Genomic DNA, 23209 nt, shown 5'->3' with positions numbered 1-23209 from the left:
AATTATCCCTTCTTATAATTTTTTGCTTTACTTAAAACTTTATTCATTTCTTTTGATGATAAAATTTTAGGCTTACCAATTTTTAGGGCTTTTATATACTGGTTAGAAAGATTTTCAACCTCTTCAGCTAACTCAAATGCTTTAGATAAATTTTCAGAAAATGCAATCTGTCCGTGATTGCCAATTAAACATGCTTTTCTCTGTTTTAGTACTTTAAGAATATTTTTAGATAGTTCTCTTGTTCCATATGTTGCATATTTTGCACATTTAATATCGTTACCACCTGCCATTGCTATCATATAGTGAAATGCTGGAATTCCTTTTCCATGAGTAGAAATTGCTGTTGCGCAGTTTGAATGTGAATGAATTATTGCTTTCGCTTCTGTTTTATTATTATAAATATCTTGATGAAACTTCCATTCAGAGGATGGAATTCCTTTTTTTTTATCAAATTTTCCTTGAATAGAAACAAAAACTATATCTTTATTTTTTAATAAAGAATATTTTGCTCCTGAAGGTGTTATTAAAAAACCATCTTTATATCTTACAGATACATTTCCAGATCTTAATGCAGAAAGCTTTCTACTATTTAGCATTTTAGCATACTTTATAACTTCAGATCTTAAATTTTTCATTATCTAAACATTTTCTTTAATGCATCACTTGATGCTTCAGAAATTCCTTTTTCTGTAATTAATCCTGTTACGTACTTTGCTGGTGTAACATCAAAAGCGAGGTTCATTGCTTTGCTTTTTTTAGGATATATTAAAACTTTTTTTATTTCATTATTTTCATCTATACCTTCGATGTGAGATAGTTCCTCTGAATTTCTTTCTTCAATCGGAATATCTTTGGCGTCATTAATATCCCAATCTATTGTTGAGCTTGGTAATGCAACATAAAATGGTACATTATTATCATGAGCTGCCAAAGCTTTAAGATAAGTGCCTATTTTGTTACAAACATCACCATTTGACAAAGTTCTATCAGACCCAACAATACACATATCAACCTCGCCTCTTTGCATTAAAATTCCTCCTGTGTTATCTGCAATAATAGTATTTGGAATTTCTTCCTCATTTAATTCATGTGAAGTTAAATTAGCTCCCTGGTTTCTAGGTCTAGTTTCATCTACCCAAATATGAATTGGAATCCCTTTTTTATGAGCATGATAAATAGGTGATGTTGCAGTACCCCAATTAATGGTTGCTAACCAACCAGCATTACAATGTGTTAAAATATTAACTGTATCTTTTTTTTTATTATAAATTTCTTCAATAATTTTCAATCCATTTAACCCAATATTTTTACAGAACTTTTCATCCTCATCACAAATTATTTTGGCTTCAATTGAAGCAATATTCAAAATTTTATCACTACTAATGCCTGATAATTTTTTCATCATACGATCTACTGCCCACTTTAAATTGATAGCAGTTGGTCTTGAATTAATTAAATCTTCTGAACTTTTTTTAATAAAAAGAGGATCATTATTTTCTTTTACTGCCAAAACTATTCCATATGCAGCTGTACCACCAATTAAAGGTGCTCCTCTTACTTCCATTATTTTAATGGCATTAATTGCATCTTTAACAGTTTTAAGATCTTTAATTATAAATTTATGTGGAAGCTTAGTTTGATCAATTATTTTGACAACATCATCTTCATACCAAATTGTTCTATATTCTTTTCCTGCAATTTTCATTTATTCAGAATTCGTCCTGCAACTGTTTTTAACTTATCAATTGTCTTTTGAGTTCTTTTTTCACTTGCTGTTATAACTGCTACATCTAAGCAATTGTTAGTTGGATCTTTTGGGTCAATAAAATCTTCAAAATTATCAATTATATTTTTAATCATTTTTTTTGCCTTTTCAGCATTACCTAAAAGAATTTTAATAACTTGTTGAACATCTACATTTTCATGATCAGGATGCCAACAATCAAAATCAGTAACCATTGATACTGATGCATATCTAATTTCTGCCTCTCTTGCTAATTTTGCTTCTGGCATGTTAGTCATGCCAATTACATCTGCGTTCCATGACCTATATAAATTTGATTCAGCTAGTGTCGAAAATTGAGGTCCTTCCATAACTACATATGTTCCATTTCTTTGATAATCGATTTTTTCTTTCTTTATAGCTTCTTCACATGAATTCATTAGACCATTTGAAGTTGGGTGCGCCATTGATACATGGGCAACAATCTCGTCGTCAAAAAAAGTTTTAGTTCTAGCAAAAGTTCTATCGATAAATTGATCAACTATTACAAATTTACCTGGATGAAGATTTTCTTTCAGAGATCCCACAGCTGAAACTGATACAATATCTGTTACACCCAATTGTTTAAGTGCGTCAATATTTGCTCTAAAATTGATATTTGATGGAGAAATAAAATGACCTTTTCCATGTCTCGGTAAAAAATAAACTGTTTTATTATTATAATATGTCTTTAAAATTTGATCAGATGGCTTTCCCCAAGGAGTATTTAAATCAAGTAATTCACGATCTTTAAATTCCTCAATATCATAAAGGCCGCTTCCACCTATTATAGCTAATTTATTGTTTGCCATATTTCAAAAATAATTTATTCAATCATATAAACTAAATTAACATGAATTTAAAAGATTATATAAGGTCCATACCTGATTATCCAAAAAAAGGAATATTATTTAGAGATATCACACCTTTAATTGAAAATGAAAATGCTTTTTCAGAATGCATAAATCAAATAGTTGAAAGATCAAAAAATTTCAAAATTGATAAAATTGCAGCAATTGAATCAAGAGGGTTTGTATTTGCATCTGCTGTTTCTTATTTATTAAAAAAACCATTTATTATGCTTAGAAAAAAAAATAAATTACCCTCAGAAACATATTCTGTTGATTTCGAGCTTGAATATGGAACTGCAACTATTGAAGTTCATAAAGATTCTATTAAAAAGGATGACTCAGTCCTAATAATTGATGATTTAATAGCAACTGGAGGTACTGCTGATGCTGCAGCTAAATTAATAAAAATTTCTGAGGGAAATGTTGCTGGTTTTATATTTGTAATTAATCTCTTTGATCTTGGTGGAAATAACAAGCTAATTAAAGCAGGTCATAAAGCTGAAAGCTTAATGGAATTTCCTGGTCATTAGTCATCTAATCTAAAAAAAGAATTATTTCCAATTATAGAGTTAATGGCACCAAATAATCTCATTTTATATATTTCTTTTTTATGTGTATTAAATGTTATCAAATAAAAAATATATTTTATATTTGCAGAAAAAATATTAAAAAAAATATTTACAAATGCTTTCAAAAAACCATAGTGTTTTTTATTAAAATAAAACTTAGACCACATCCAGTGCCAATTTCTTAAATATTCAATATTATTAGTTTTATTCAAATGTACAGATGAACCTCCAAGATGCTCAATCAAAGAATTTTTAATAATATATATATTTTCACCTCTCTCCTTGACTCTAAAACATAAATCATCATTTTCTAGATATAAAAAAATATTTTCATCAAAAAAAATGTGGTTTTTAAATTTTTCTTTGTTAATGAGCATTGAAAAACCATCAATAGAGTCAACTGAAATAATATTTTGATCTTTGTCTAAAAAATTCTTACCACCCTTATAATTAGGAAAGTTTGACTGATTATGCATAGGTGAGAGAATTGCAAAATCTTCTATTTTTTTACTTGAAATTACCAGGTTCTCAAAAGTATCTTTTTTAAACTTAACATCTGGGTTTATAACGAATACAAATTCTGTATTAGCTCTTTTAATTCCTATGTTATTTGAAGCACCCATTCCCAAATTTTCACTTAATAAGACCTCAATATTGTCATATTTTGTTTCTAAGTCTTTTTTTAGTTTAACATTTTTAGAATTCTCAATAATAATTTTATTTGAATTTTGCGGAAGCGAGTTTATGCAGTCATAAATAACGTTTTCACTTTTAAATGAAACAATTATAAAGGTAATGTTTTGGAGATTTAAATTCATTAAGATAAACAAGTATACTTAAAGTAAAGTTTGTTGTAAAAAAAATAATGCATAAGATTTTAGTAACTGGTGGGCTCGGTTTCATAGGAAGTAACTTAATTGGTATGCTTTTAAAACAAAATTATAGTGTTATCAATATTGATAAGATTGGTTACGCTTCAAATTTCTATAATACAAAAAAATTCTCAAAAAATAAAAGATATAAATTTATTAAATGTGATATTCAAAATAAAACAAAGATTGATAAAATCCTAAATAAATTTAAACCTCACTGTATATACAATCTTGCAGCAGAAACTCATGTAGACCGTTCTATTGATGGCCCAAAAACTTTTATAAATTCTAATATCCTTGGTACATTTTCTATTTTAGAGGCGTTTAAAAGATATTCTAAAAAAAATAAAAAAACAAAATTAATTCATATATCGACTGATGAGGTATATGGTGACGTTTTAAAAGGTAGATCCAAAGAGATTGACGCTTATAAACCAAGCTCACCATATTCTGCATCAAAAGCTGCATCTGATCACTTGGTTTATTCTTATGTTAGAACTTTTAAAATTCCTGCAATTATAACAAACTGTTCAAATAATTATGGTCCCAGACAGCACCCTGAAAAACTTATACCAAAATTAATATATAATATTTTAAATAATAAAAATTTACCTATTTATGGTAAGGGCAAAAATTCTAGAGAATGGATTTATGTTGATGATCATTGTGATGCTTTAATCAAAATTTATAAGAAAGGTACTATAGGAGAATTTTATAATATTGGATCAAATTTCAATTTAGACAACATATCAGTTGTAAAAAAATTATTAATTACAGCCAAACACAAAATTAAAGTTGGTAAAAATGTAAAGATTAATTTTATTAAAGATAGACCTGGTCATGACATAAGATATGCGATTGATAGCAATAAACTAAAAAAAAAACTTAAATGGCAGCCAAAAACAAATTTTAAAAATGGTCTTAAAAAAACTTTTTTATGGTATTTTGAAAATCAAAAATACTATTCAAAACTTAATAAGAAGGATATCATTAAGAGAATTGGAATAAAAAAATGATTAAAAAAGGAATTATATTATCTGGTGGTATGGGCACAAGAATGAGTCCTCTGACTAAAGCAGTAAATAAACAGCTTCTTCCAATATATGATAAACCTCTAATTTTTTATCCTTTATCAATATTAATGTTAGCAAAAATTAAAGATATTTTAATAATTATTAATAAAGGACAGTTAGATCAATATAAGAAAATACTACCTGATGGAAAACGACTGGGAATTAAAATAACTTACATCGAACAAGAATCTCCAAAAGGTTTACCAGATGCTTTTATTTTAGGTGACAAATTTATCGGTAAAGATGATGTTTCTTTAATTTTAGGTGATAATTTTTTTTATGGACAATATTTATCAACCAGACTTCTTGAGTGTGTACAACTAAAGAAAGGAGCTAAAGTTTTACTACATAGAGTTGCTAAGCCAGAAAGATATGGTGTTGCTAAAGTAAATAAAAATAAAATTACTTTAATAAAAGAAAAGCCTAAAAAATTTATATCTGATCTAGCTATAACTGGCCTTTATTTTTTTGATAATAGAGTTGTTAAATTTTCAAAAGAATTAAAACCCTCAAAGAGAAATGAATTAGAAATTACTGATCTATTAAATAAATACAGAAAGAAAAACCAATTATCAGCTGATTATATCGGTAGAGGTGGAGCATGGTTGGATACAGGTTCTATAGAGGATTTTTACAAAACAAGTAATTTTGTTTCTGCGATTGAAAACCAACAAGGCTTTAAAATCGCATGTATTGAAGAAATAGCATTTTTGAATAAATGGATTAATAAAACCCATATTTTAGATGCAATTAAGTTTTATGGAAATTGTGAATATTCTCATTACTTAAAAAAACTTATTACTAAATGATCTATAAAACAAAATTTAAAGGTCTATTAATTCTTAAAAAAAAATTATATAGAGATAAAAGAGGCTATTTTAAAGAACTACTAATAGAAAAACAAGTAAAACAAAATTTTCCATTTGTTGTTATGTCTTTTTCCAAAAGGAATGTGTTGAGAGGGCTTCATATTCAAAATAAAAACTCTCAAGGAAAATATATATCAGTTATTAAAGGTAGAATTTTTGACGTTGTAGTGGATTTAAGAAAAAAATCTAAAACATTTGGAAAAACTTTTTCAATCATTCTGAGTGAAAAAAATAATAAGTCTTTGTATATTCCAGCTGGTTTTGCTCATGGTTTTTACACAATTGATCGTGAAAACTATGTAGTATACAGTTGCACAAATTATCGAGATGCTAAAAGTGAATGTGGAATTCGATATAATGATAAAGACCTTAAGATCAAATGGCCTACAAAAACACCTTTAATATCTGCTAAAGATAAAAAAAATATTTCTTTCAATGAATTTAAAAAAAATATCTATTATGAAAAATAGAATATTAGTTACAGGTGGTGAGGGCAGATTTGCAAAAATACTAAAAAAACAAAATAAAAAATTAAATTTATTTTTCACTAACAAAAGAGAATGTAATATTTTAAAAGTTAAGTCTATCGAAAGTATTATTAAAAAAATTAAACCATCGATTATTTTACATTGTGCGGGCTTATCAAGACCAATGAATATTCATGAAAAAGAAATTTCTAAAAGTATAGACTTGAATATTATTGGGACTGCAAATTTAACAAAAGTATGTGAAAAGTTTAAAATTAAATTAGTATATTTTTCTACTGGATATGTTTATGAGGGTAAAAAAGGAAACTGTAAAGAAAGTGATCCCGTTAAACCTTTTAATAATTATGGACTTTCTAAATTAGGGGGTGAGTGTGCAGTAACTATGTATAAAAATTCTTTAATATTAAGAATAACAATGACGGAAAAACCTTTTATGTACAAGAAAGCTTACACAAACTTAAAAACTAATTTTATGTTTCATGAAGATTTAGTAAACATGCTACCAAAACTTATTAATAAAAAAGGTATCATTAATGTTGGTGGTAAATCACAGTCTGTTTTTAACTTTGCTAAAAAATTTAATCCTTCTATAAAAAAAATAAAAGCTAAAAAAAATATAAAATTTCCATTCAATCAAACTATGAACTTAGCCAAATTAAAAAAAATTATTTAAAATGGTAGCGGGAAGTGGAATCGAACCACTGACCTCAGGCTTATGAGTCCTGCGCTCTAACCGACTGAGCTACCCCGCCACTTAATTATCGTTGTTTTATAATAGATTTTATTTTCTGTCCAATCAAGTATTTCTCTGATTTCGTTGCTGACTGTGTTCTATGTGAGTCAAGAATACTTCATACGAGGTTCCTGTGGACTCGCAACGGGAAATAAATTTATACGTTTAGATTTTTTTATTGTCCTAATGCCTCTTTAGCACTTTCTGTTGTATAGTTAGTTCCGTACTGAGCGTTATAAGCTGCGACTGCATCTGCAAAACTACCATAACCAAGGCCTTGAGCAGCAGCTTCAAGATCAGTAGATACACCAACTGTTGCTGCTTGAGAAATACTATCTGCAACTGTTTGTAAGTCTGTTCCAAGATCCTTTGCAATTGATGCGGCATCAAAAGAACCCATTTGATCAATCAAATCAACTCCAAGTGTAACATCACCCCAATTTGATGTACTATCCATATATTGAGCACTCTGCCAATGGTTTGCATAATCTTCTGAAGTCATATTACTTCCATAAAAATCGTTAGCTACTTTGGTTAAATCTTTAAAATCATTAATATCAATTCCAAGAGAGCTACCAACAAGCTGACTGTAATTGTTAAGTGTTATAGTAAAATCTTGATTAAGATAATCGTCAATATTAAAACCACCTGAAGATTGTATTTCCTTAGCAATTTCTTTGATACTATCATTTATAGATAATCCTAAATCATTCTTGTCAATATTGATCATCTCATTAAAAGTATTAATTGCAAGTTGTGCTTTTAGATCTTCAATATTTTCATTCGTAAATTCTATCAAATTTCCATCTGTATCTTTAACCTCGGATGGCAGTTGACCCTTCCATGATTTTGCCCAATCTTTTGAAGCCCATCTTTTCATATTATCATAGTCATCAAAGGTCATGACAATAGACTTAAGATCAAAATTATTTTTTTCAATTGAATTTATATAGCTATCAATTTTAAAACCATTATTGCTAAGATTTAAAATAGAATTTTGTAAAAGATTTTTTTTTGCTTTTTTTTGCATTTTCATTCCAATGCTAATTGCAGCTAAAACTTTCTGATCTTCTTCTGGAAGTGTTTCAATTTTTACTTCTTCCATATTTTGAATATGTTTTTTTGGAATTATATCTTTTTCAACATCCTTAATTATAGCTGACATAAAAGCCAAACTATCCAAAGTTAAATCATGGTTTGATATATTTTCTAAAGTTTTTGTGAATAATTTATTGATAGTCTGATAAAACTCTCCATTAGCACCTTCTAGTTTAGATAATTGTCTTAATGAACTTTTAACTCTTGTGGTATATTTTTTATGATCTTTATAAAAAACTTTTTCTTTGATTCTTTGTTCTTTTCTTAATGTTATATTTTTCTTTAAACTGCTAAGACCAGCATTAAGTTTTTTACTGTTTTTTCTTAATTTTTTTTCACTAGGTGTTAATATAATAACTTCTTTTTTTGCCTGGATTAAAAAATCATGCATTAACATGTATCTTTTTAAGGCCACTTGAACATCATCATTTAGTGTTAGCCCCATTGACTCTCTCATTGTTTTTCTTGCCTGATTTAATGAGTATAAGCTTTTAATATCTTTCTTTACGTGGTGGGGTATGTTGGGCCATTTCTCTCTAAAAGATCTAATATGTTTTTCTTTTTTCCTAAGTTGTTCCATATAGAAAAATTCGAAATAACCCATAGCCTTCATTAAATTTTCTGGGTTTTTTTCCATAAGGTTTTTTTGTTGAACAAAAATTAAATACATATCTTTTGTTGATTTACTTGCTCTTGAAGCAAAAGATTTTCTTTTAGATTTAAACAGTCCAGAAGGAACATCCAATATTCTTGTAAAAGTTCCTAGTTGATCAAGTTCACTCAAATGTACATAGGATTTAGTCAAATCTTGATTAAAATCTTTTTTTACTATTTTTTTATCCACTTTTTCGACTGTGGTCTTTACTTTTTTAATATTTTTTTTTTCAACTATGACTTTTCTTTTTTTAATATTATTTTTTTTTGTAATTAAATCCTCTTGTGAGTCTGTTTTTAATAAAATATTTTTAGCTTTTGAAAATTCATCTTTTGTGATTGCTCCTTCTTTGAACAAATTATTTAATTGGGTTAATTCCCCAGCAATACTTGCTGCTTTTGCATTTACACTCAACAAAAGACCTAGAAAGATTATTAATAAAATTTTTTTCATTAAAAAATACTTTCTCACTGTGTCATGTGTGTGTCAAGGAATGTGAGAATGGTAATTGCGATAGCTATACTGCGATAACTAACAGCGGACAGCGGGCTTATGAGTCCTGCGCTCTAACCGACTGAGCTACTCCACCACTTAATTATCGTTGTTTTATAATAGATTTTATTTTTAGTCCAATCAAGTATTTGCCTGCTTACTGTTCAGAGTGTTTCATATGTTGTTCAATATTATATAATGAAGTTAAATTGTCAGTCTATAAATAGATATCAGTGTTTAACAATCTAAAATTGTTCAATAATTTTATTTCCTATGATTGAGTTACCTAGTTTTTTTAAGTGAACATCATCATCAATATAAATTAAATGTTTCCAGTTTTTGTCTTTATCTTTAATTCTTTTAAATTCTCCAAATAAATTAATTAATTTTTTACAATTATTTTTTTTGCATAATTCACTATTAAAATTTTCCCAGTTAAATTTTTTTTGTCCATATATTAAAGTTTCAGGCCAGGGGAAAATTATCAAGTATAATTCAAAATTATTTACTTTTGATAATTCACTAATTTTAAAAAAATATTCTTCAATAGTTTTTAAACTATAATCAAATTTTTCTTTATCTAAATTTTGATGATTTTCTATATCTGTATATGTAAAATTAGCTAAATTAGTTTTTAATGCTCCATCTTTAGTGCCTAGATTTGTTGAAAAAACTTTTAATTTTATATATCTCATAAAATTTCTAACATAAAATATTAATAATCTTGTACCTTTGAAATTAGAATTTTTAATTTTTTTCCATCTACTCATTTCTTGATTTGTATCATTTGACATAACAACAGGTGATATATTATCAGGAATATCAACCCACCTCAAAGATGCATCTGTCACATCAGTCATATCCAGAATTACAAAAACTTTTTTTACGCTTTTATTTTCTAAAAATTCATTAAGCGTATAATAATATTTTTTAATCCCATATCCAGGCATACCAAGGTTGTATATTTCAAAATCTGAAATATTCTTATCTGTCATTCCTACAAATGTATCTTCAAACTTTGATCCATAACCATATGTTTGGGAATCGCCCAAGAAAACAACATTTTGCTTATTTTCATTTCTTTTTTTACCTGAATATCTATAACCATCTTTATCTGTATAGACTTTATACGGCAAAACAGTTCTTTGTTTTTCAGTGGCTGTACAATTTTTTTTTAAATAATAATCATGATATGCCTTATTATTAAAATTTACATTTTTGTAATGAAAACAATCATATTGAATTTTTTCATCTTTTGTTAAATTACTATAAGTTATATCTCCAATAATTATAAAAAAAATATATATAAAAAAAAAATAAAAAATTTCTTAATAATTTTTATACTTTTAGTCCAATTCAAATTCATTTTGGTAATTTTTTTTTAATTGTTTATTTTGATCAATTTTTTTTAAATAACAATTTCCTATTGCTAAATTATCTAATTCTGTTCCCATAAAACAATTAAATGCATCATAGGGTGTATTAACAATTGGCTCTCCTCTCACGTTAAACGATGTGTTTACAACAACTGGAACATTTGTTTTTTCTTTAAATCTTTTAATCAAATTATAGTATTTTTGATTTACTTCTTTTTTAACAGTTTGAATTCTTGCTGTATAATCAACGTGTGTTACAGCTGGTATCTCTGACCTTTTAATATTAAGTTTATCAATTCCAAATAGCGCCTTTTCTTTTTCACTCATATTGTATGTTTTTTTTGAGTTTATATTTGAAACTAAAAGCATATAAGGACTTTCATCATCAATTTCAAACCATTCTGAAGCATCTTCTCTTAATACTGAAGGTGCAAATGGTCTAAAACTTTCTCTATATTTTACTTTTAGATTTAATGTTTTTTGCATTTCAGATGTTCTAGGATCACCTAAAATAGATCTAGCACCTAATGCTCTTGGACCAAACTCCATTCTACCTTGAAACCAACCAATAGCTTTTCCTTCAGATAAATCTATAGCTGTTTGTTCTATAAGATCATTTTCACTTAATATTTCAAAATTGGCTCCTATCTTTTTTAATTCATCTATTATCTCTTCTTGAGAATATTCTGGGCCTAAGTATGAGCCTTGCATACTATCGTTTGGATTAACTTGTCTTGGATTCTTTTGTTCAATATGCCAAAGAGCCAAAGTAGCACCAAGAGAACCTCCTGCATCACCTGAGGCAGGTTGTACCCATATATTATTAAAAATTTTTTCTTTTAGAATTTTTCCATTTGCAACACAATTAAGAGCGACACCTCCTGCCAGGCATAGATTGTCTATCTTGTATTCATCTTTTAAAGATCTAGCCAACTTAATCATAATGTCTTCAGTAACTTTTTGAATTGATGCAGCAATATCCATATGAAATTGTGTTATTTCTTGTTTTGCAGGGTCTCTTCTGCTTTGGTTAAATAAACTGTCAAATTTTTTATTAGTCATAGTTAATCCAGTAGTATAATTAAAATATTTTTGATCCAATCTAAATGTTCCATCCTCTTTTATGTCAATTAGGTTATTAATAATTTTATCAGTATAAATTGGAGTTCCATATGGAGCTAACCCCATAAGTTTATATTCGCCACTGTTTACTTTAAATCCTGTGTAATAAGTAAAAGCAGAATAAAGTAATCCTAATGAATGAGGAAAATGTAATTCTTTTTTAATTTCTAAATTATTACCATTACCAACAGCTACAGTTGTGGTTGCCCACTCACCTACGCCATCAGCTGTTAAAACTATAGCTTCCTCAAATGGTGACGGAAAGAAAGCACTAGCTGCATGACTTAAGTGGTGATCAGAAAAAAATAATTTATTTATATCTTTAAAATTTTCATCATGTCTTTTTAACTCAGTAAAAAGTAAATTTTTTTGAAAAAGTTTATCACGTAACCAAATTGGCATTGCTTTAGAAAAAGATTTAAAACCACTAGGTGCAAAAGCTACATAGGTTTCTAGTAATCTTTCAAATTTTAAAAATGGTTTTTCATAAAATATTATTTGATCGATTTCATTGAGTTTTAATCCAGAAAATTTAAGTACAAACTCTACTGCATTAAATGGATAGCTTGCATCATGTTTCTTTCGTGTAAACCTTTCTTCCTGTGCGGCAGCAATAATTTCTCCATTAATTAATATTGAGGCTGCACTATCATGATAAAATGCAGAAATACCTAAAATAGACTTCACTTTAAAATATTGTATAGATAAGTGGTCCTAGAGCCGACCCTTGTGATAAAATAATTATGCCACCAAAAAGAGCAAGTGTAACTAATATGGGTATTAACCAATATTTTTTTCTAAACTTTATAAAATTCCAGAACTCAATTAAAAAACTCATGTTAATCTTTTATCTTTAAAAATGAATAATTCAATAAAATTTATCTGAAGTTTAAGTTTTATAAAATTGTGTAAATTATTTTTTTTTACCAATTAGAACGAATAGTCCACCGTCAGAACCTAGGCTATTAAAAATCATTGAAATTTGATTTACAATCCTTGAATAAAGTGTTCCTACAGATTTTTTTTCAAACAGGTTATCGTAACCTCCGTCATCAAAATCACATTCTGGAATAGAACTAATAAAATCGATGTTGTTTTCGTTAAACCACTTAAGAACCTCATCTGTAGTATGTAAACTTTCTACAGGATGAATATACTGATCTCTTATCCATGCTTTTTGTTCTTCTGGATCATTTTTTAAATTTCTTAATGTAGGATCAATTAGTTTTAAAAAATTTTCACCCAATATTCTATAAAGATATTTTCTTATTATAGTTCTAATTCTTCCTATTTTATTATAAAGACCAATTAATATGTAGCCTTCTTTTTTAAGTGAGTTACATATTATATTAAAAGCAGCTTGTGGGTCTTTTGTGTGATGTAATACCCCACTACACCAAATAAAATCAAAAAAATCCTCTTTCAATACATCATCAAAAATATCAGCATTTACAAATTTAACATTGTCTATTTTATTTTTTATTGAAAAGTTGGATGCTAGGTTTAATGACTCTTTAGTTGGATCTAACCCAATTACATTATTGTTGGTACCAATTGAAAAGTATATTGATATTTGTCCCGTTCCACATCCCACTTCTAAAACATTTTTATTATAACCAATAAATTTTTTAAATTGAGCTGCTAAAATATTTTTATTACCTTTTTCTAAAATAGTAATTTTATTATCGTCTCTTTTGTAATTTGGAAAAGGACTATCTTTATAAAAATCTGTAACTTTTTTGGTTACATCATCATTAATATCAAAAGAAATTAAATTATTTTTTAAAATAAATTTTTTTTTTAAAAATTTCACTTCTAAAACTGGTCTTTCATTTTGCTTTTTGGACCATCTTTGTCAATCCAATATGATTTGAGTTTATTTTTTTTTAAATTCAGCACATCTTTACCAAAAAATTTCATTATTAAGGAAATAGGTGTTATTATTAAAAAAAAAACAACTGCCATTACAATTGGAGCTAAAAAACTACCTATGAATAATCCAAATTTAAACCAAAGTTTATTAAAAGGTGTTAAAATTGTTGAATTCTTTAATCCAAATATTAAAAAAAATATACTTATGATTAAAGACCAAACTCTAATACTGTCATTATTAATTAGTGGATAAATAGAGATTATTAAAAATATAACAAAAAAAACTACCCCAAAACTTCTATTGGAACTAATCTTAATTTTGTTTTTATTCAAAATTAGATCAATGAAGGTTGTTTCTTCATATCCTCTTTTTTAATACCTGCTATTTTTACAGGTCTTTTCATAGCATCTCTTCTAAAAGGCTCTCCAAGTTCTTGGTTTAGAATTACTTCAATAAATGTTGTAATTCCTTTCTTTTGATCTTCACATGATTGTTTAATTGCAGCGGTAGTTTCTTCCATAGTGCGAACCGTTACACCTTTTAAACCACAAGCATCAGCAACTTTTGCATAACTTAATTCTGGATCAAGTTCTGTTCCAACAAAGTTGTCATCAAACCATAAAGTGGTATTTCTCTTTTCAGCACCCCATTGATAATTTCTAAAAATTACCATTGAAATTGCTGGCCATTCTTCTCTGGCACATGAACTCATTTCATTCATACTAATACCAAATGCACCATCACCCGCAAAACCAATCACCGGCGTATCAGGACATCCAATTTTTGCTCCAAGAATTGCTGGAAAGCCATAACCACAGGGACCAAATAACCCTGGTGCTAAATATTTTCTACCTTTTTCGAATGTAGGATAGGCATTTCCTATTGCACAGTTATTTCCAATGTCACTAGAAATAATTACATCATCAGGCATACCTGCTTGAATTCCTCTCCAAGCTTCTCTAGGAGACATTCTATCTGCATCTCTTTTTCTAGCTTCAGCATTCCAAACTGTACCTTCATCGTCATCTTCATGATCTAAACTTGATAACTCTTGTAACCAAGCAGATTTAGTTTGGTGAATTGTGTTTTTTCTTTCTTCTCTATTTGTATCTCCAGCTGTTGTAGAAAGTTGAGCTAAGATTTGTTGAGATACTAATTTTGCATCCCCACAAATACCAACTGATACTTTTTTAGTTAAACCAATTCTATCTGAATTCATATCAACTTGAATGATGCTTGCATCTTTAGGCCAGTAATCCATTCCATAACCTGGCAAAGTTGAGAAAGGATTTAATCTTGTACCAAGTGCAAGAACAACATCAGCTTTCTTGATTAATTCCATTCCAGCTTTAGATCCATTATACCCTAGGGGTCCAGCAGCTAGTGGATGACTTCCTGGGAAACTATCATTGTGTTGATATCCCGAACAAACTGGAGCATCCAGTTTTTCAGCTAATTTTTTACAATCTTCAATTGCTCCTCCAATTACAACACCAGCGCCAGATAAAATTACTGGAAATTTAGCGTTTGACAATAATTCAGCTGCTTTTTTAATTGCATCAACTCCACCTGCTTGTCTCTCAAGTCTAACAATTGGAGGAAGGTCAATATCAATAACTTGTGTCCAGTAATCTCTTGGCACATTTATTTGTGCTGGTGCTGATCCTCTGATCGCTTTTTCAATTACTCTATTTAATACTTCTGCCATTCTTGAAGGGTCTCTAACTTCTTCTTGATAACAAACCATATCTTTAAATAAATTCATTTGTTCTACTTCTTGAAAGCCACCTTGACCCATAGTTTTATTAGCAGCTTGAGGTGTTACTAATAATAATGGTGTGTGGTTCCAATATGCAGTTTTAATTGGAGTAACAAGACCTGTAATCCCAGGACCATTTTGTGCAATAACCATAGACATTTTACCAGTAGATCTTGTGTAACCATCAGCAATTAATCCACCGTTTGTTTCATGAGCAACATCCCAAAAGGTAATTCCTGCATCAGGAAAAATATCTGAAATAGGCATAAAAGCTGAACCAATAATTCCAAAGGCGTGCTCAATACCATGCATTTGTAAAACTTTTACAAAAGCTTCTTCTGTTGTCATTTTAGTCATAATAATTAGGCCTTCCTGCTTAAGTTGTTAAAAAATCTATAAATAATTTGTTAATTTTAAAGATTAATATATAAGAATTGAAAAATTTCAAACAAACAAATCGACACAATTATGGCTACAGATATTATTATACACGATGAGAAAGACAACGTAGGAGTAGTTGTAATTGATAAAATCACTCCAAAACAAGATTGTGCATGCTGGATTATGGAGAATGATAAAACAATTAAGATTCAATCAGTAGATGAAATTCAATTAGGACATAAAATTGCAATGGTTGACCTTAACGAAGGTGATACTATTTTGAAATATGGTCATGATATTGGAAAGGTAGTTAAATCAATTAAAAAAGGTGAGCATGTTCATGTTCACAATGTAAAAACGAAGAAATGGTAAAAAATATGGAAATTCCAAAAAGTTTTTTAGGTTATAAAAGAGAAAATGACAGAGTTGGCACTAGAAACCACGTAATCATTTTGCCTGTAGATGATATCTCAAACGCTTGTGCTGAAGCTGTAGCAAACAATATTAAAGGGACAATTGCCCTTCCTCACTCTTATGGAAGACTTCAATTTGGTGCTGATTTAGATTTACACTTTAGAACAATGATTGGAACTGGAAAAAACCCGAACGTTGCTGCTGTAATTGTCATTGGAATTGAGCCTAAATGGACAAAAAGAATTGTTGATGAAATTGCTAAAACTGGAAAACCAGTTGAAGGATTTCACATTGAAAGAACTGGTGATATTGGAACAATCATGAAGGCTTCAAAAAAAGCTCAAGAGTTTGCAATGTGGGCTTCTGAAAAGCAAAGAGAAGAGTGTCCTTTAAGTGATTTGTGGATTTCGGTTAAATGTGGTGAATCTGACACAACATCAGGTCTTGCTGCTAACCCAACAGTTGGAAACTTAATGGATAAGTTAGAGCCATTAGGAGTTCATTTATGTTTTGGTGAAACGTCAGAGTTAACTGGAGCTGAAAAAGTTTGTGCTACACGTGGTGCAACTCCTGAAGCTTCTGAAAAATTCATGAAAACGTGGAGTGATTACAACGATTTTATTTTAAAAGAAGCAACAGACGATCTTTCTGAAAGCCAACCAACTGCAGGAAATATTGCGGGTGGATTAACTACAATTGAAGAAAAAGCATTTGGAAACTTTCAAAAGATTGGATCATGTAAATTTATTGATGTTTTAGAACCGGCAGAAGAACCTACTAAAGGAAAAGGTTTATATTTTATGGATACTTCATCTGCAGCAGCTGAATGTATTACTCTTCAAGCAGCAGCAGGATTTAACATTCACTTATTTCCAACTGGTCAAGGTAATATCGTTGGAAATCCTATTGAGCCAGTTGTTAAATTAACTGCAAATCCATTAACAGTAAAAGGTATGGGCGAACATATTGATTGTGATGTATCAAAAATTCTATCACGTGAAATGACTATGTCTCAAGCTGGTGATGAATTAATTAAATCAATGATTAGAGTTGCCAACGGTAGATTAACTTGTGCTGAAGCGTTAGGGCATAAAGAGTTTGTTATGACTAAACTTTATAGAAGTGCTTAAATTAAAAACTAAGTAAATATTTTATCTAATTTCTTTTGTTAAAACTTTTTTAATCAAATTAATTGAAGGATTTGGCATATTTTTTTCCGAAAAATAGATTAAATTTCGTAATATATCTTCAAATTTTATTTTAGAGTAATTTTCTTCATGAACAGTAAATATGTTATTATTCATTTTATTTAATTTGTTTTTACTAATAAATAATTGTTCAGAAACTTTCTCACCTTTTTGAAGTCCTATTTCTTTAATCTTGTATTTTGAATAAGGATTTATTCTTTTTTTCAAATTTATTAAATAATTTATAATCTTAATAATTTTTACGGGCTTACCCATATTTAAAACAAATGTTAAATTTTGTTTTTTCATTTTAGCTGTTTCAAGTACTAAAAAGCAGGCCTCTTTTATGGTCATAAAGTACCTACTAACATTTTTATCTGTAATTGTTATTGTTTTATTTTTATTTATTTGATCAATAAATGTTGGTACAGCAGATCCAACGCTACCAAAAACATTTCCAAAACGCACAATATTAATATTGCTTTTTTTATTAAATTTTCTAAAGAAAACACATATTATTTCTGCAAATCTTTTAGTTAATCCTAAAATACTGGTTGGATTTACTGCTTTATCGGTTGAAATAAGAGTAAAATTACAATTATTTTTAATTGCATTAAGAAGTAAATAATAAGTTCCAATCACATTGTTTGTTATTGCTGATTGAATATTATTTTCTAAAATATTTAAATGCTTATATGCAGCAGCGTGAAAAATATGAGATACTTTATTCTTTATGATAAGATTATTAATTAAATTATTATCCTTTATATCACCTAATATAAATTTAGTTTTTTTTAGTCCAATTTTTTTTAAATTAAAAAGAGATATTTCAGAATTGTCTAATGCTATAACATTTTTAGCATCTAAAAATTCAATTTGACGACATAATTCAGAACCAATTGATCCAGCAGCACCAGTAACTAGTATTGTTTTATTTTTAATTTTTGGATTTATTTTATTAATGTTTAGCTCTCTTCTTCCAATAATCTCTTCTATACCAATTGAAAAAGTATCATTTAGACTTAATTTATCAGAAATTAATTCTTTTTTTGTGGGAAGATAAATTACATTGTCACATATTTTTTTTAAGCGCATTTTCAATTTTTCAAGCTTAATTTGATCAAAGTCTGCAATCGAAATTATTATAGAATTAATTTGTTTTCTTAAAGAAAGTTTTTCGATGTCTGTTATTGATATGATCTTTTTATTCTTATAGTAAGTTTCTTGTAGTTTTGGGTTATCATCGACAAAACAAAATACTTTTTCATTATTATTTATTAATTGATTATATATTTGTTTTCCTGCATTTCCAGCCCCATAGATTATATATTCATATTCACCACTATTATTATAATTTGGTTTGTATCTTGTTTTAATTATATTATTATTTTTAATCTTCTTAACATTAAATTCTTTTTTAAGAAATTTTTCTATAGGGTAAAAATCTATTTTTTTTATTTCAGAAAAAAGATTTGTTGTATCTGCTATAGAGGCATCAATTTCTTCATTATTTTTTTTAAATTGAATTAATTTTTTAGGAAATTTAACAAAACTTAATATATCTTTAATCTTAATTCCAAAGCCACTTCCAACATCCAAGACTATATGTTTAGTTTTTTTTCTCAAAATAATAGAAATAATCTTAACAACATCTTTAATGTGTATAAAGTCTCTCATGGATTCGCCATTATTATTAATTGTAATTTTTTTTTGTAATTTTTTAGAAGTAAATATTTTACCAAGAATTGAAAATTTATCGTTAATGCCATTATATAAGTTAAAAATTCTTAAAATATTAAAATTAATATTGTTCTGTGAGCAAAAATTATAAATTAAGTTTTCACTTAAAATTTTAAATGAAGAAGCTAATTTTCTATTTGAAGAATCTTTAAGATTAGTTTTATTAAAACCATAAATTGATGATGAGCTATTATAAATTATTTTATTTATATATTTAGGATTCAGGTTATTTAAAACATTAGTAGTTGATAAAAGGCTTATTCTAATAAAGTCATTATAATCCTTAGGTTTTACTTCACTAATTTTTCTTGATGGGTAAAAATTATTAAAAATTATATTTATTTTTTTCTTACTTATTAATCTGATTTTGTCTATGAGATTGGGGTCTCTAGCTGAATAAATTATACAATTTTTAATTTTTTTGTTTAATTCATTTGTTAGTGAACAGTTTTTGCCGATTATGACATTAATCATTTTGATATTAAAGAATAAGATTATATTAAAAAAAATTAATAAAGAGATATACTAAAATTACACAAATTTAAAACCATAATATGATTTAATATCTTTGAAAATGATTTAAAAAACTTAGATTTATAAAATGATAATTAAAAAGGTTAAATGTTAAGAGAAATAGATGTCGTCATAAGTACCAACAAAGACTTATTGGGACTTGAGACATTAATAAATCAAATAAAAAATCAGAGTGGTAAATTTGAAGTCAGTATAATTATAATACATCAATATAGAAGAGTCGAAAACTTACCAAAATTTTTAGTAGATAATAAAATTTTATATAAGAACCTTGCTGAACAAAATTTATCTAATGCAAAAAATGAAGGAATTAAACTATCTAGGTCTAAAATTATGACCTTTATCGATGATGACGTTTCAATTAGTCAAGATTACTTTTTATCAAGTTGGGAATTCCTCAACAGAAATAATTGTGATTTGATGTTTTGTAGAATTAACAAAATGAATTCAAATTTACCCTTGTCAAGAAATATGAAAGATAACAGTAAGAAAATTAATTACTTTAATTCAAGTTGCTGTTTATCTTCCTCAATGTGGATTAACAAAAAAGAAAATGAAAATTTATATTTTGATAAAAATATAGGTTTGGGAGCAAAATTTGGTAGTGGTGATGAAACTGATTTTATTTTTTCATCACTAAGCTTAAAAAAAAAGATTTATTATAATTCTAAAGTTTCTATGTACCATCCAGAAGAATTTATTGGACTAGATAATTCAAAACAAATTTATTCAAAATTTTTTTCATATGGAATGGGACAGGGTGCGCTATATAAAAAACATTATAATAAAAACAAATTTTTATGTATTTATTTATATTTTTTATCTTTAATAAAATCTGTCTTAGGAATTTTTTTATATTTATTTTTTTTCAAATTAAAAAATGTAATTAAATATTTTGCTTTGTTTTATGGTAAAATTGTAGGCTTTAATAATTATAAAAATATTCAATAAATAAATTAATGTTTTTCAAAAACCAACTTATATTATTACCAGGTATCTTTTTAGCTTTTGTTCTTTACTCTTTATCTCAAGGCTTAAATAATATTATTGGTATAGAGTTATTAGGTTATACTAAGAGCCCAATATCAACCGCTATGATAGCAATTTTAATGGGAATTTTGCTTGGAAATATTTTTCAGATGAGAAAAGGTTTTCTACTTGGAATAGATTTTACTCAAAAATATATCTTAAAACTTGGAATAATATGTCTTGGCATTCAATTAAAACCATTTGAATTTTTAAAATTTGGATCAATTGCAATTCCATTAATCATTGTTTGCATTTTAAGTGTCTTAATTGTAGTTAAGCTTCTTATCAAAAAATTGAAGATTTCAACTAGAATGGCTTACTTAATATCGATTGGAAGCACTGTCTGTGGAACAACTGCAATCATGGCAACTGCTCCAATAATTAAAGCAAACAAGGGAGAAGTTGCTTATGCAATTGCGAATATCACAGTTTTTGGAATAATTTCAATGTTAGTCTATCCATATTTCGCAAACATTTATTTTAACGGAGATCCTCTATTTGTAGGATTGTTTTTAGGTACAGCTATTCATGAAACTTCCCAAGTTGCAGCAGCTGGATTAATTTACGACCAGCAATTTAATAGTCCTGAAACATTAAATATTTCAACAGTTACAAAGTTAATTAGAAATACTTTTTTAGTAATTATGATCCCCCTATTTGCTTATCTATACAATAGAAACACAGCCAAAACTAAAAACTATTCTTTACTTAATATTTTTCCATATTTTGTATTAGGCTTTATTGGAATGATTATATTTCGAAATATTGGAGATCAGATATTTTTAACAGAAAGTTCTCAAATTATTTGGCAAAACTCAGTATCAACTATTAAAGATTCAGCTAAAGTTTTTTTAAGTATGGCAATGGCTGCCATTGGGTTATCTACTAACTTAAAAGATTTAAAATCTATGGGATATAAACCCTTTGTTGTAGGTTTTATTGCAATGATAACTGTTGGTTTAGTTAGCATTATTGCAATGCAATCTTTCAGTGTATTATTTTTGTAAGAAAATATTAATAAAATTATATAAAAATAATTGGTATTAATTTGTATTAATTATTTTTTAATTGAGTACTTTTTTCTCATGTTTGAGAAAAATTTTCTAATAAGAGCGGCACCTACACCTAAAAGAATTGCAAACATAATTGAAAATAATCCATAAAAAAATGGCATGTCTTCTGAAAATTCTAAAATAAATAGTGAGAAAAAATTTAAATCTGAAGTTAATACTTGTACTATTTCTTTTTCAATCTGTTCAGCAAAAAAAGTTTCATAGGCAATGGCTATTCCAACTATTAATAGTAAAATTGCTAATAATGCTTTTAACCCAGAACTATCAATTTTTTCACCAAGTTTTTGTCCTACTTGAACCCCTATGATTGACCCAATAACCAACATTACTACTAACATTAAATCTATAGAACCAAAATTAAATGAATGTAAAAAAGTAACTATGACACTGACAAAAATTGTTACAAACAAAGAAGTTCCTGGAACTAATTTAGTTGGCATTTTAATTATATAAATCATCGCAGGTACTAATATAAAGGCACCTCCTATACCCATTATAGCAGCAATAAATCCCACAACTAGACCAATTATAATTGGGGTAAATAAACTTTCGTATAATTTTGATTTTGGAAACCTCATTCTTAATGGAAGACCATGTATCCAGTAATGAACATGTAATTTTTTTTTAACAATAAGGTTTCTTTTTGCTCTGTCTATTTCTCTAAGACTTTCGACTAACATTAATGTGCCAATTATTGCAAGTATATACATATAGGCTAATGAAATAACTGTATCAATCTTTCCAATATCTTTAAAATATGTAAAAGTATAAATACCTAATGCTGTTCCAGCTGTTCCACCAATAACTATTATAAGACCCATTTTATAATCTAAAGTATTTTTTAAATAATGAGTTGTTGATCCTGATACTGATGTTGCAAGAATATTGTTAGCTTCATTTGCAACTGCGTAAGCAGGTGGTACACCTAAAAAAATTAAGAACGGTGTCATTAAAAAACCACCACCAACACCAAATAAACCTGAAAGCACTCCAACAATTGCACTTAATAAAAGTATTTCAATAGGATTAACAAAAACTTGAGCTATTGGTAGAAATACATCCATAAAAAATTAATAGTTATTAAAAAACAACTTAATTAAATGTGATAAAAGTTCCAACTAAAATAACACCCCAATAAGCAGCTAAACTAACAAAGATACCCGTCTTTATAATAGTTGTTTTAAAATCCGAAATTTTATTAATTATTTTTACGTTGGAAGTTAACATTACAACCGTCAATACACCCAGTTAATTATTTG

Annotated in this window: 22 protein-coding genes and 1 tRNA gene; 9 read left to right on the top strand and 14 right to left on the bottom strand. The window is 27.6% G+C overall.

Annotation, left to right across the window (positions count from 1 at the left end; genetic code table 11):
* Positions 1 to 2 precede the first annotated feature (2 nt).
* Genes AC5YGA_RS02145 through AC5YGA_RS02135 form a run of 3 tightly spaced genes read right to left on the bottom strand, consistent with a single transcriptional unit; the run spans position 3 to position 2574 of the window.
* On the bottom strand, positions 3 to 635 hold the full coding sequence (locus AC5YGA_RS02145; protein ID WP_415309103.1) for a class II aldolase/adducin family protein: 633 nt from the start codon (positions 633 to 635) through the stop codon (positions 3 to 5).
* Positions 635 to 1705, bottom strand: a complete 1071-nt coding sequence (gene mtnA, locus AC5YGA_RS02140; protein ID WP_415309102.1) for an S-methyl-5-thioribose-1-phosphate isomerase — start codon at positions 1703 to 1705, stop codon at positions 635 to 637. The genes AC5YGA_RS02145 and mtnA overlap by 1 nt, the downstream gene beginning before the upstream one ends.
* Positions 1702 to 2574, bottom strand: a complete 873-nt coding sequence (locus AC5YGA_RS02135; RefSeq protein ID WP_415309101.1) for an S-methyl-5'-thioadenosine phosphorylase — start codon at positions 2572 to 2574, stop codon at positions 1702 to 1704. The genes mtnA and AC5YGA_RS02135 overlap by 4 nt, the downstream gene beginning before the upstream one ends.
* A 41-nt stretch (positions 2575 to 2615) precedes the next feature.
* Between AC5YGA_RS02135 and AC5YGA_RS02130 the strand changes: the two genes are divergently transcribed.
* A complete protein-coding gene (locus AC5YGA_RS02130; protein WP_496170016.1) occupies positions 2616 to 3143 on the top strand; it encodes an adenine phosphoribosyltransferase in 528 nt (175 codons plus the stop codon).
* On the opposite strand, the gene AC5YGA_RS02125 is transcribed toward AC5YGA_RS02130, so the two are convergent.
* The gene (locus tag AC5YGA_RS02125; RefSeq protein ID WP_496170015.1) at positions 3140 to 4000 is read right to left on the bottom strand and encodes a glycosyltransferase family 2 protein; all 861 of its coding nucleotides are present in this window, start codon (positions 3998 to 4000) and stop codon (positions 3140 to 3142) included. The two genes, AC5YGA_RS02130 and AC5YGA_RS02125, sit on opposite strands and share 4 nt — an antisense overlap.
* Before the next feature lie 47 nt (positions 4001 to 4047).
* Here AC5YGA_RS02125 and rfbB point away from each other — a divergent pair, with 47 nt between their 5' ends.
* From rfbB to AC5YGA_RS02105, 4 genes are read left to right on the top strand one after another with little or no spacing between them, the layout of a single operon-like run.
* The gene (gene rfbB, locus AC5YGA_RS02120; protein WP_415309098.1) at positions 4048 to 5070 is read left to right on the top strand and encodes a dTDP-glucose 4,6-dehydratase; all 1023 of its coding nucleotides are present in this window, start codon (positions 4048 to 4050) and stop codon (positions 5068 to 5070) included.
* Positions 5067 to 5936, top strand: a complete 870-nt coding sequence (locus AC5YGA_RS02115; RefSeq protein ID WP_415309097.1) for a sugar nucleotidyltransferase — start codon at positions 5067 to 5069, stop codon at positions 5934 to 5936. The genes rfbB and AC5YGA_RS02115 overlap by 4 nt, the downstream gene beginning before the upstream one ends.
* Positions 5933 to 6466 (top strand): dTDP-4-dehydrorhamnose 3,5-epimerase, encoded by a 534-nt coding sequence (rfbC, locus tag AC5YGA_RS02110; protein WP_415309096.1) that lies wholly within the window; start codon positions 5933 to 5935, stop codon positions 6464 to 6466. The genes AC5YGA_RS02115 and rfbC overlap by 4 nt, the downstream gene beginning before the upstream one ends.
* On the top strand, positions 6456 to 7157 hold the full coding sequence (locus AC5YGA_RS02105) for a sugar nucleotide-binding protein (protein ID WP_415309095.1): 702 nt from the start codon (positions 6456 to 6458) through the stop codon (positions 7155 to 7157). The genes rfbC and AC5YGA_RS02105 overlap by 11 nt, the downstream gene beginning before the upstream one ends.
* 2 nt (positions 7158 to 7159) lie before the next feature.
* On the opposite strand, the gene AC5YGA_RS02100 is transcribed toward AC5YGA_RS02105, so the two are convergent.
* The 8 genes from AC5YGA_RS02100 to xsc form a co-directional block, all read right to left on the bottom strand.
* Positions 7160 to 7236: transfer RNA gene (locus AC5YGA_RS02100), tRNA-Met, on the bottom strand.
* A gap of 156 nt (positions 7237 to 7392) precedes the next feature.
* Positions 7393 to 9423, bottom strand: a complete 2031-nt coding sequence (locus AC5YGA_RS02095) for a hypothetical protein (RefSeq protein WP_496170014.1) — start codon at positions 9421 to 9423, stop codon at positions 7393 to 7395.
* Between the two features lie 284 nt (positions 9424 to 9707).
* Positions 9708 to 10598 carry an SGNH/GDSL hydrolase family protein gene (locus tag AC5YGA_RS02090; protein WP_415309093.1) on the bottom strand — a complete coding sequence of 297 codons (891 nt, stop codon included), beginning with the start codon at positions 10596 to 10598 and terminating at the stop codon, positions 9708 to 9710.
* 210 nt (positions 10599 to 10808) lie between these two features.
* Entirely contained in the window at positions 10809 to 12647 is a 1839-nt protein-coding gene (locus AC5YGA_RS02085) for a carbamoyltransferase family protein (RefSeq protein WP_415309092.1), read from the bottom strand.
* 1 nt (position 12648) lies between these two features.
* Positions 12649 to 12798, bottom strand: a complete 150-nt coding sequence (locus AC5YGA_RS02080; protein ID WP_415309091.1) for a DUF5989 family protein — start codon at positions 12796 to 12798, stop codon at positions 12649 to 12651.
* 75 nt (positions 12799 to 12873) lie between these two features.
* Positions 12874 to 13773, bottom strand: a complete 900-nt coding sequence (locus AC5YGA_RS02075; RefSeq protein ID WP_415309090.1) for a class I SAM-dependent methyltransferase — start codon at positions 13771 to 13773, stop codon at positions 12874 to 12876.
* 2 nt (positions 13774 to 13775) lie between these two features.
* Positions 13776 to 14165: an SxtJ family membrane protein gene (locus AC5YGA_RS02070; protein ID WP_415309089.1), complete on the bottom strand. Its 390-nt coding sequence runs from the start codon at positions 14163 to 14165 to the stop codon at positions 13776 to 13778.
* Positions 14166 to 14167: 2 nt separating this feature from the next.
* Positions 14168 to 15949 (bottom strand): sulfoacetaldehyde acetyltransferase, encoded by a 1782-nt coding sequence (gene xsc, locus AC5YGA_RS02065; protein ID WP_415309088.1) that lies wholly within the window; start codon positions 15947 to 15949, stop codon positions 14168 to 14170.
* A gap of 111 nt (positions 15950 to 16060) precedes the next feature.
* Here xsc and AC5YGA_RS02060 point away from each other — a divergent pair, with 111 nt between their 5' ends.
* The gene (locus AC5YGA_RS02060) at positions 16061 to 16345 is read left to right on the top strand and encodes a UxaA family hydrolase (protein ID WP_415309086.1); all 285 of its coding nucleotides are present in this window, start codon (positions 16061 to 16063) and stop codon (positions 16343 to 16345) included.
* 5 nt (positions 16346 to 16350) lie between these two features.
* Positions 16351 to 17517 carry a UxaA family hydrolase gene (locus AC5YGA_RS02055; RefSeq protein WP_415309361.1) on the top strand — a complete coding sequence of 389 codons (1167 nt, stop codon included), beginning with the start codon at positions 16351 to 16353 and terminating at the stop codon, positions 17515 to 17517.
* 21 nt (positions 17518 to 17538) lie between these two features.
* Here AC5YGA_RS02055 and AC5YGA_RS02050 read toward each other — a convergent pair whose 3' ends face one another.
* Positions 17539 to 19788 carry a polysaccharide biosynthesis protein gene (locus tag AC5YGA_RS02050; RefSeq protein ID WP_415309085.1) on the bottom strand — a complete coding sequence of 750 codons (2250 nt, stop codon included), beginning with the start codon at positions 19786 to 19788 and terminating at the stop codon, positions 17539 to 17541.
* Positions 19789 to 19935: 147 nt separating this feature from the next.
* Between AC5YGA_RS02050 and AC5YGA_RS02045 the strand changes: the two genes are divergently transcribed.
* Complete coding sequence (locus AC5YGA_RS02045; RefSeq protein ID WP_415309083.1) at positions 19936 to 20799, top strand: glycosyltransferase family 2 protein; 864 nt, start codon at positions 19936 to 19938, stop codon at positions 20797 to 20799.
* An 8-nt stretch (positions 20800 to 20807) separates the two neighbouring features.
* Entirely contained in the window at positions 20808 to 21884 is a 1077-nt protein-coding gene (locus AC5YGA_RS02040) for a YeiH family protein (protein ID WP_415309081.1), read from the top strand.
* A 50-nt stretch (positions 21885 to 21934) separates the two neighbouring features.
* On the opposite strand, the gene AC5YGA_RS02035 is transcribed toward AC5YGA_RS02040, so the two are convergent.
* Complete coding sequence (locus AC5YGA_RS02035) at positions 21935 to 23014, bottom strand: sulfite exporter TauE/SafE family protein (protein ID WP_415309079.1); 1080 nt, start codon at positions 23012 to 23014, stop codon at positions 21935 to 21937.
* Positions 23015 to 23209 lie beyond the last annotated feature (195 nt).

The sequence above is a fragment of the Candidatus Pelagibacter sp. uisw_091 genome (assembly GCF_059512525.1).
The sequence above is the reverse complement of the archived record's forward strand: the minus strand, read 5'-3'. Positions and strand labels throughout refer to the sequence as shown.

Coding starts and splice junctions, on each gene's coding strand:
- AC5YGA_RS02145 (WP_415309103.1), bottom strand. CDS start 635: ATGAAAAATTTAAGATCTGAAGTTATAAAGTATGCTAAAATGCTAAAT.
- mtnA (WP_415309102.1), bottom strand. CDS start 1,705: ATGAAAATTGCAGGAAAAGAATATAGAACAATTTGGTATGAAGATGAT.
- AC5YGA_RS02135 (WP_415309101.1), bottom strand. CDS start 2,574: ATGGCAAACAATAAATTAGCTATAATAGGTGGAAGCGGCCTTTATGAT.
- AC5YGA_RS02130 (WP_496170016.1), top strand. CDS start 2,616: ATGAATTTAAAAGATTATATAAGGTCCATACCTGATTATCCAAAAAAA.
- AC5YGA_RS02125 (WP_496170015.1), bottom strand. CDS start 4,000: ATGAATTTAAATCTCCAAAACATTACCTTTATAATTGTTTCATTTAAA.
- rfbB (WP_415309098.1), top strand. CDS start 4,048: ATGCATAAGATTTTAGTAACTGGTGGGCTCGGTTTCATAGGAAGTAAC.
- AC5YGA_RS02115 (WP_415309097.1), top strand. CDS start 5,067: ATGATTAAAAAAGGAATTATATTATCTGGTGGTATGGGCACAAGAATG.
- rfbC (WP_415309096.1), top strand. CDS start 5,933: ATGATCTATAAAACAAAATTTAAAGGTCTATTAATTCTTAAAAAAAAA.
- AC5YGA_RS02105 (WP_415309095.1), top strand. CDS start 6,456: ATGAAAAATAGAATATTAGTTACAGGTGGTGAGGGCAGATTTGCAAAA.
- AC5YGA_RS02095 (WP_496170014.1), bottom strand. CDS start 9,423: ATGAAAAAAATTTTATTAATAATCTTTCTAGGTCTTTTGTTGAGTGTA.
- AC5YGA_RS02080 (WP_415309091.1), bottom strand. CDS start 12,798: ATGAGTTTTTTAATTGAGTTCTGGAATTTTATAAAGTTTAGAAAAAAA.
- xsc (WP_415309088.1), bottom strand. CDS start 15,949: ATGACTAAAATGACAACAGAAGAAGCTTTTGTAAAAGTTTTACAAATG.
- AC5YGA_RS02060 (WP_415309086.1), top strand. CDS start 16,061: ATGGCTACAGATATTATTATACACGATGAGAAAGACAACGTAGGAGTA.
- AC5YGA_RS02055 (WP_415309361.1), top strand. CDS start 16,351: ATGGAAATTCCAAAAAGTTTTTTAGGTTATAAAAGAGAAAATGACAGA.
- AC5YGA_RS02050 (WP_415309085.1), bottom strand. CDS start 19,788: ATGATTAATGTCATAATCGGCAAAAACTGTTCACTAACAAATGAATTA.
- AC5YGA_RS02045 (WP_415309083.1), top strand. CDS start 19,936: ATGTTAAGAGAAATAGATGTCGTCATAAGTACCAACAAAGACTTATTG.
- AC5YGA_RS02040 (WP_415309081.1), top strand. CDS start 20,808: ATGTTTTTCAAAAACCAACTTATATTATTACCAGGTATCTTTTTAGCT.
- AC5YGA_RS02035 (WP_415309079.1), bottom strand. CDS start 23,014: ATGGATGTATTTCTACCAATAGCTCAAGTTTTTGTTAATCCTATTGAA.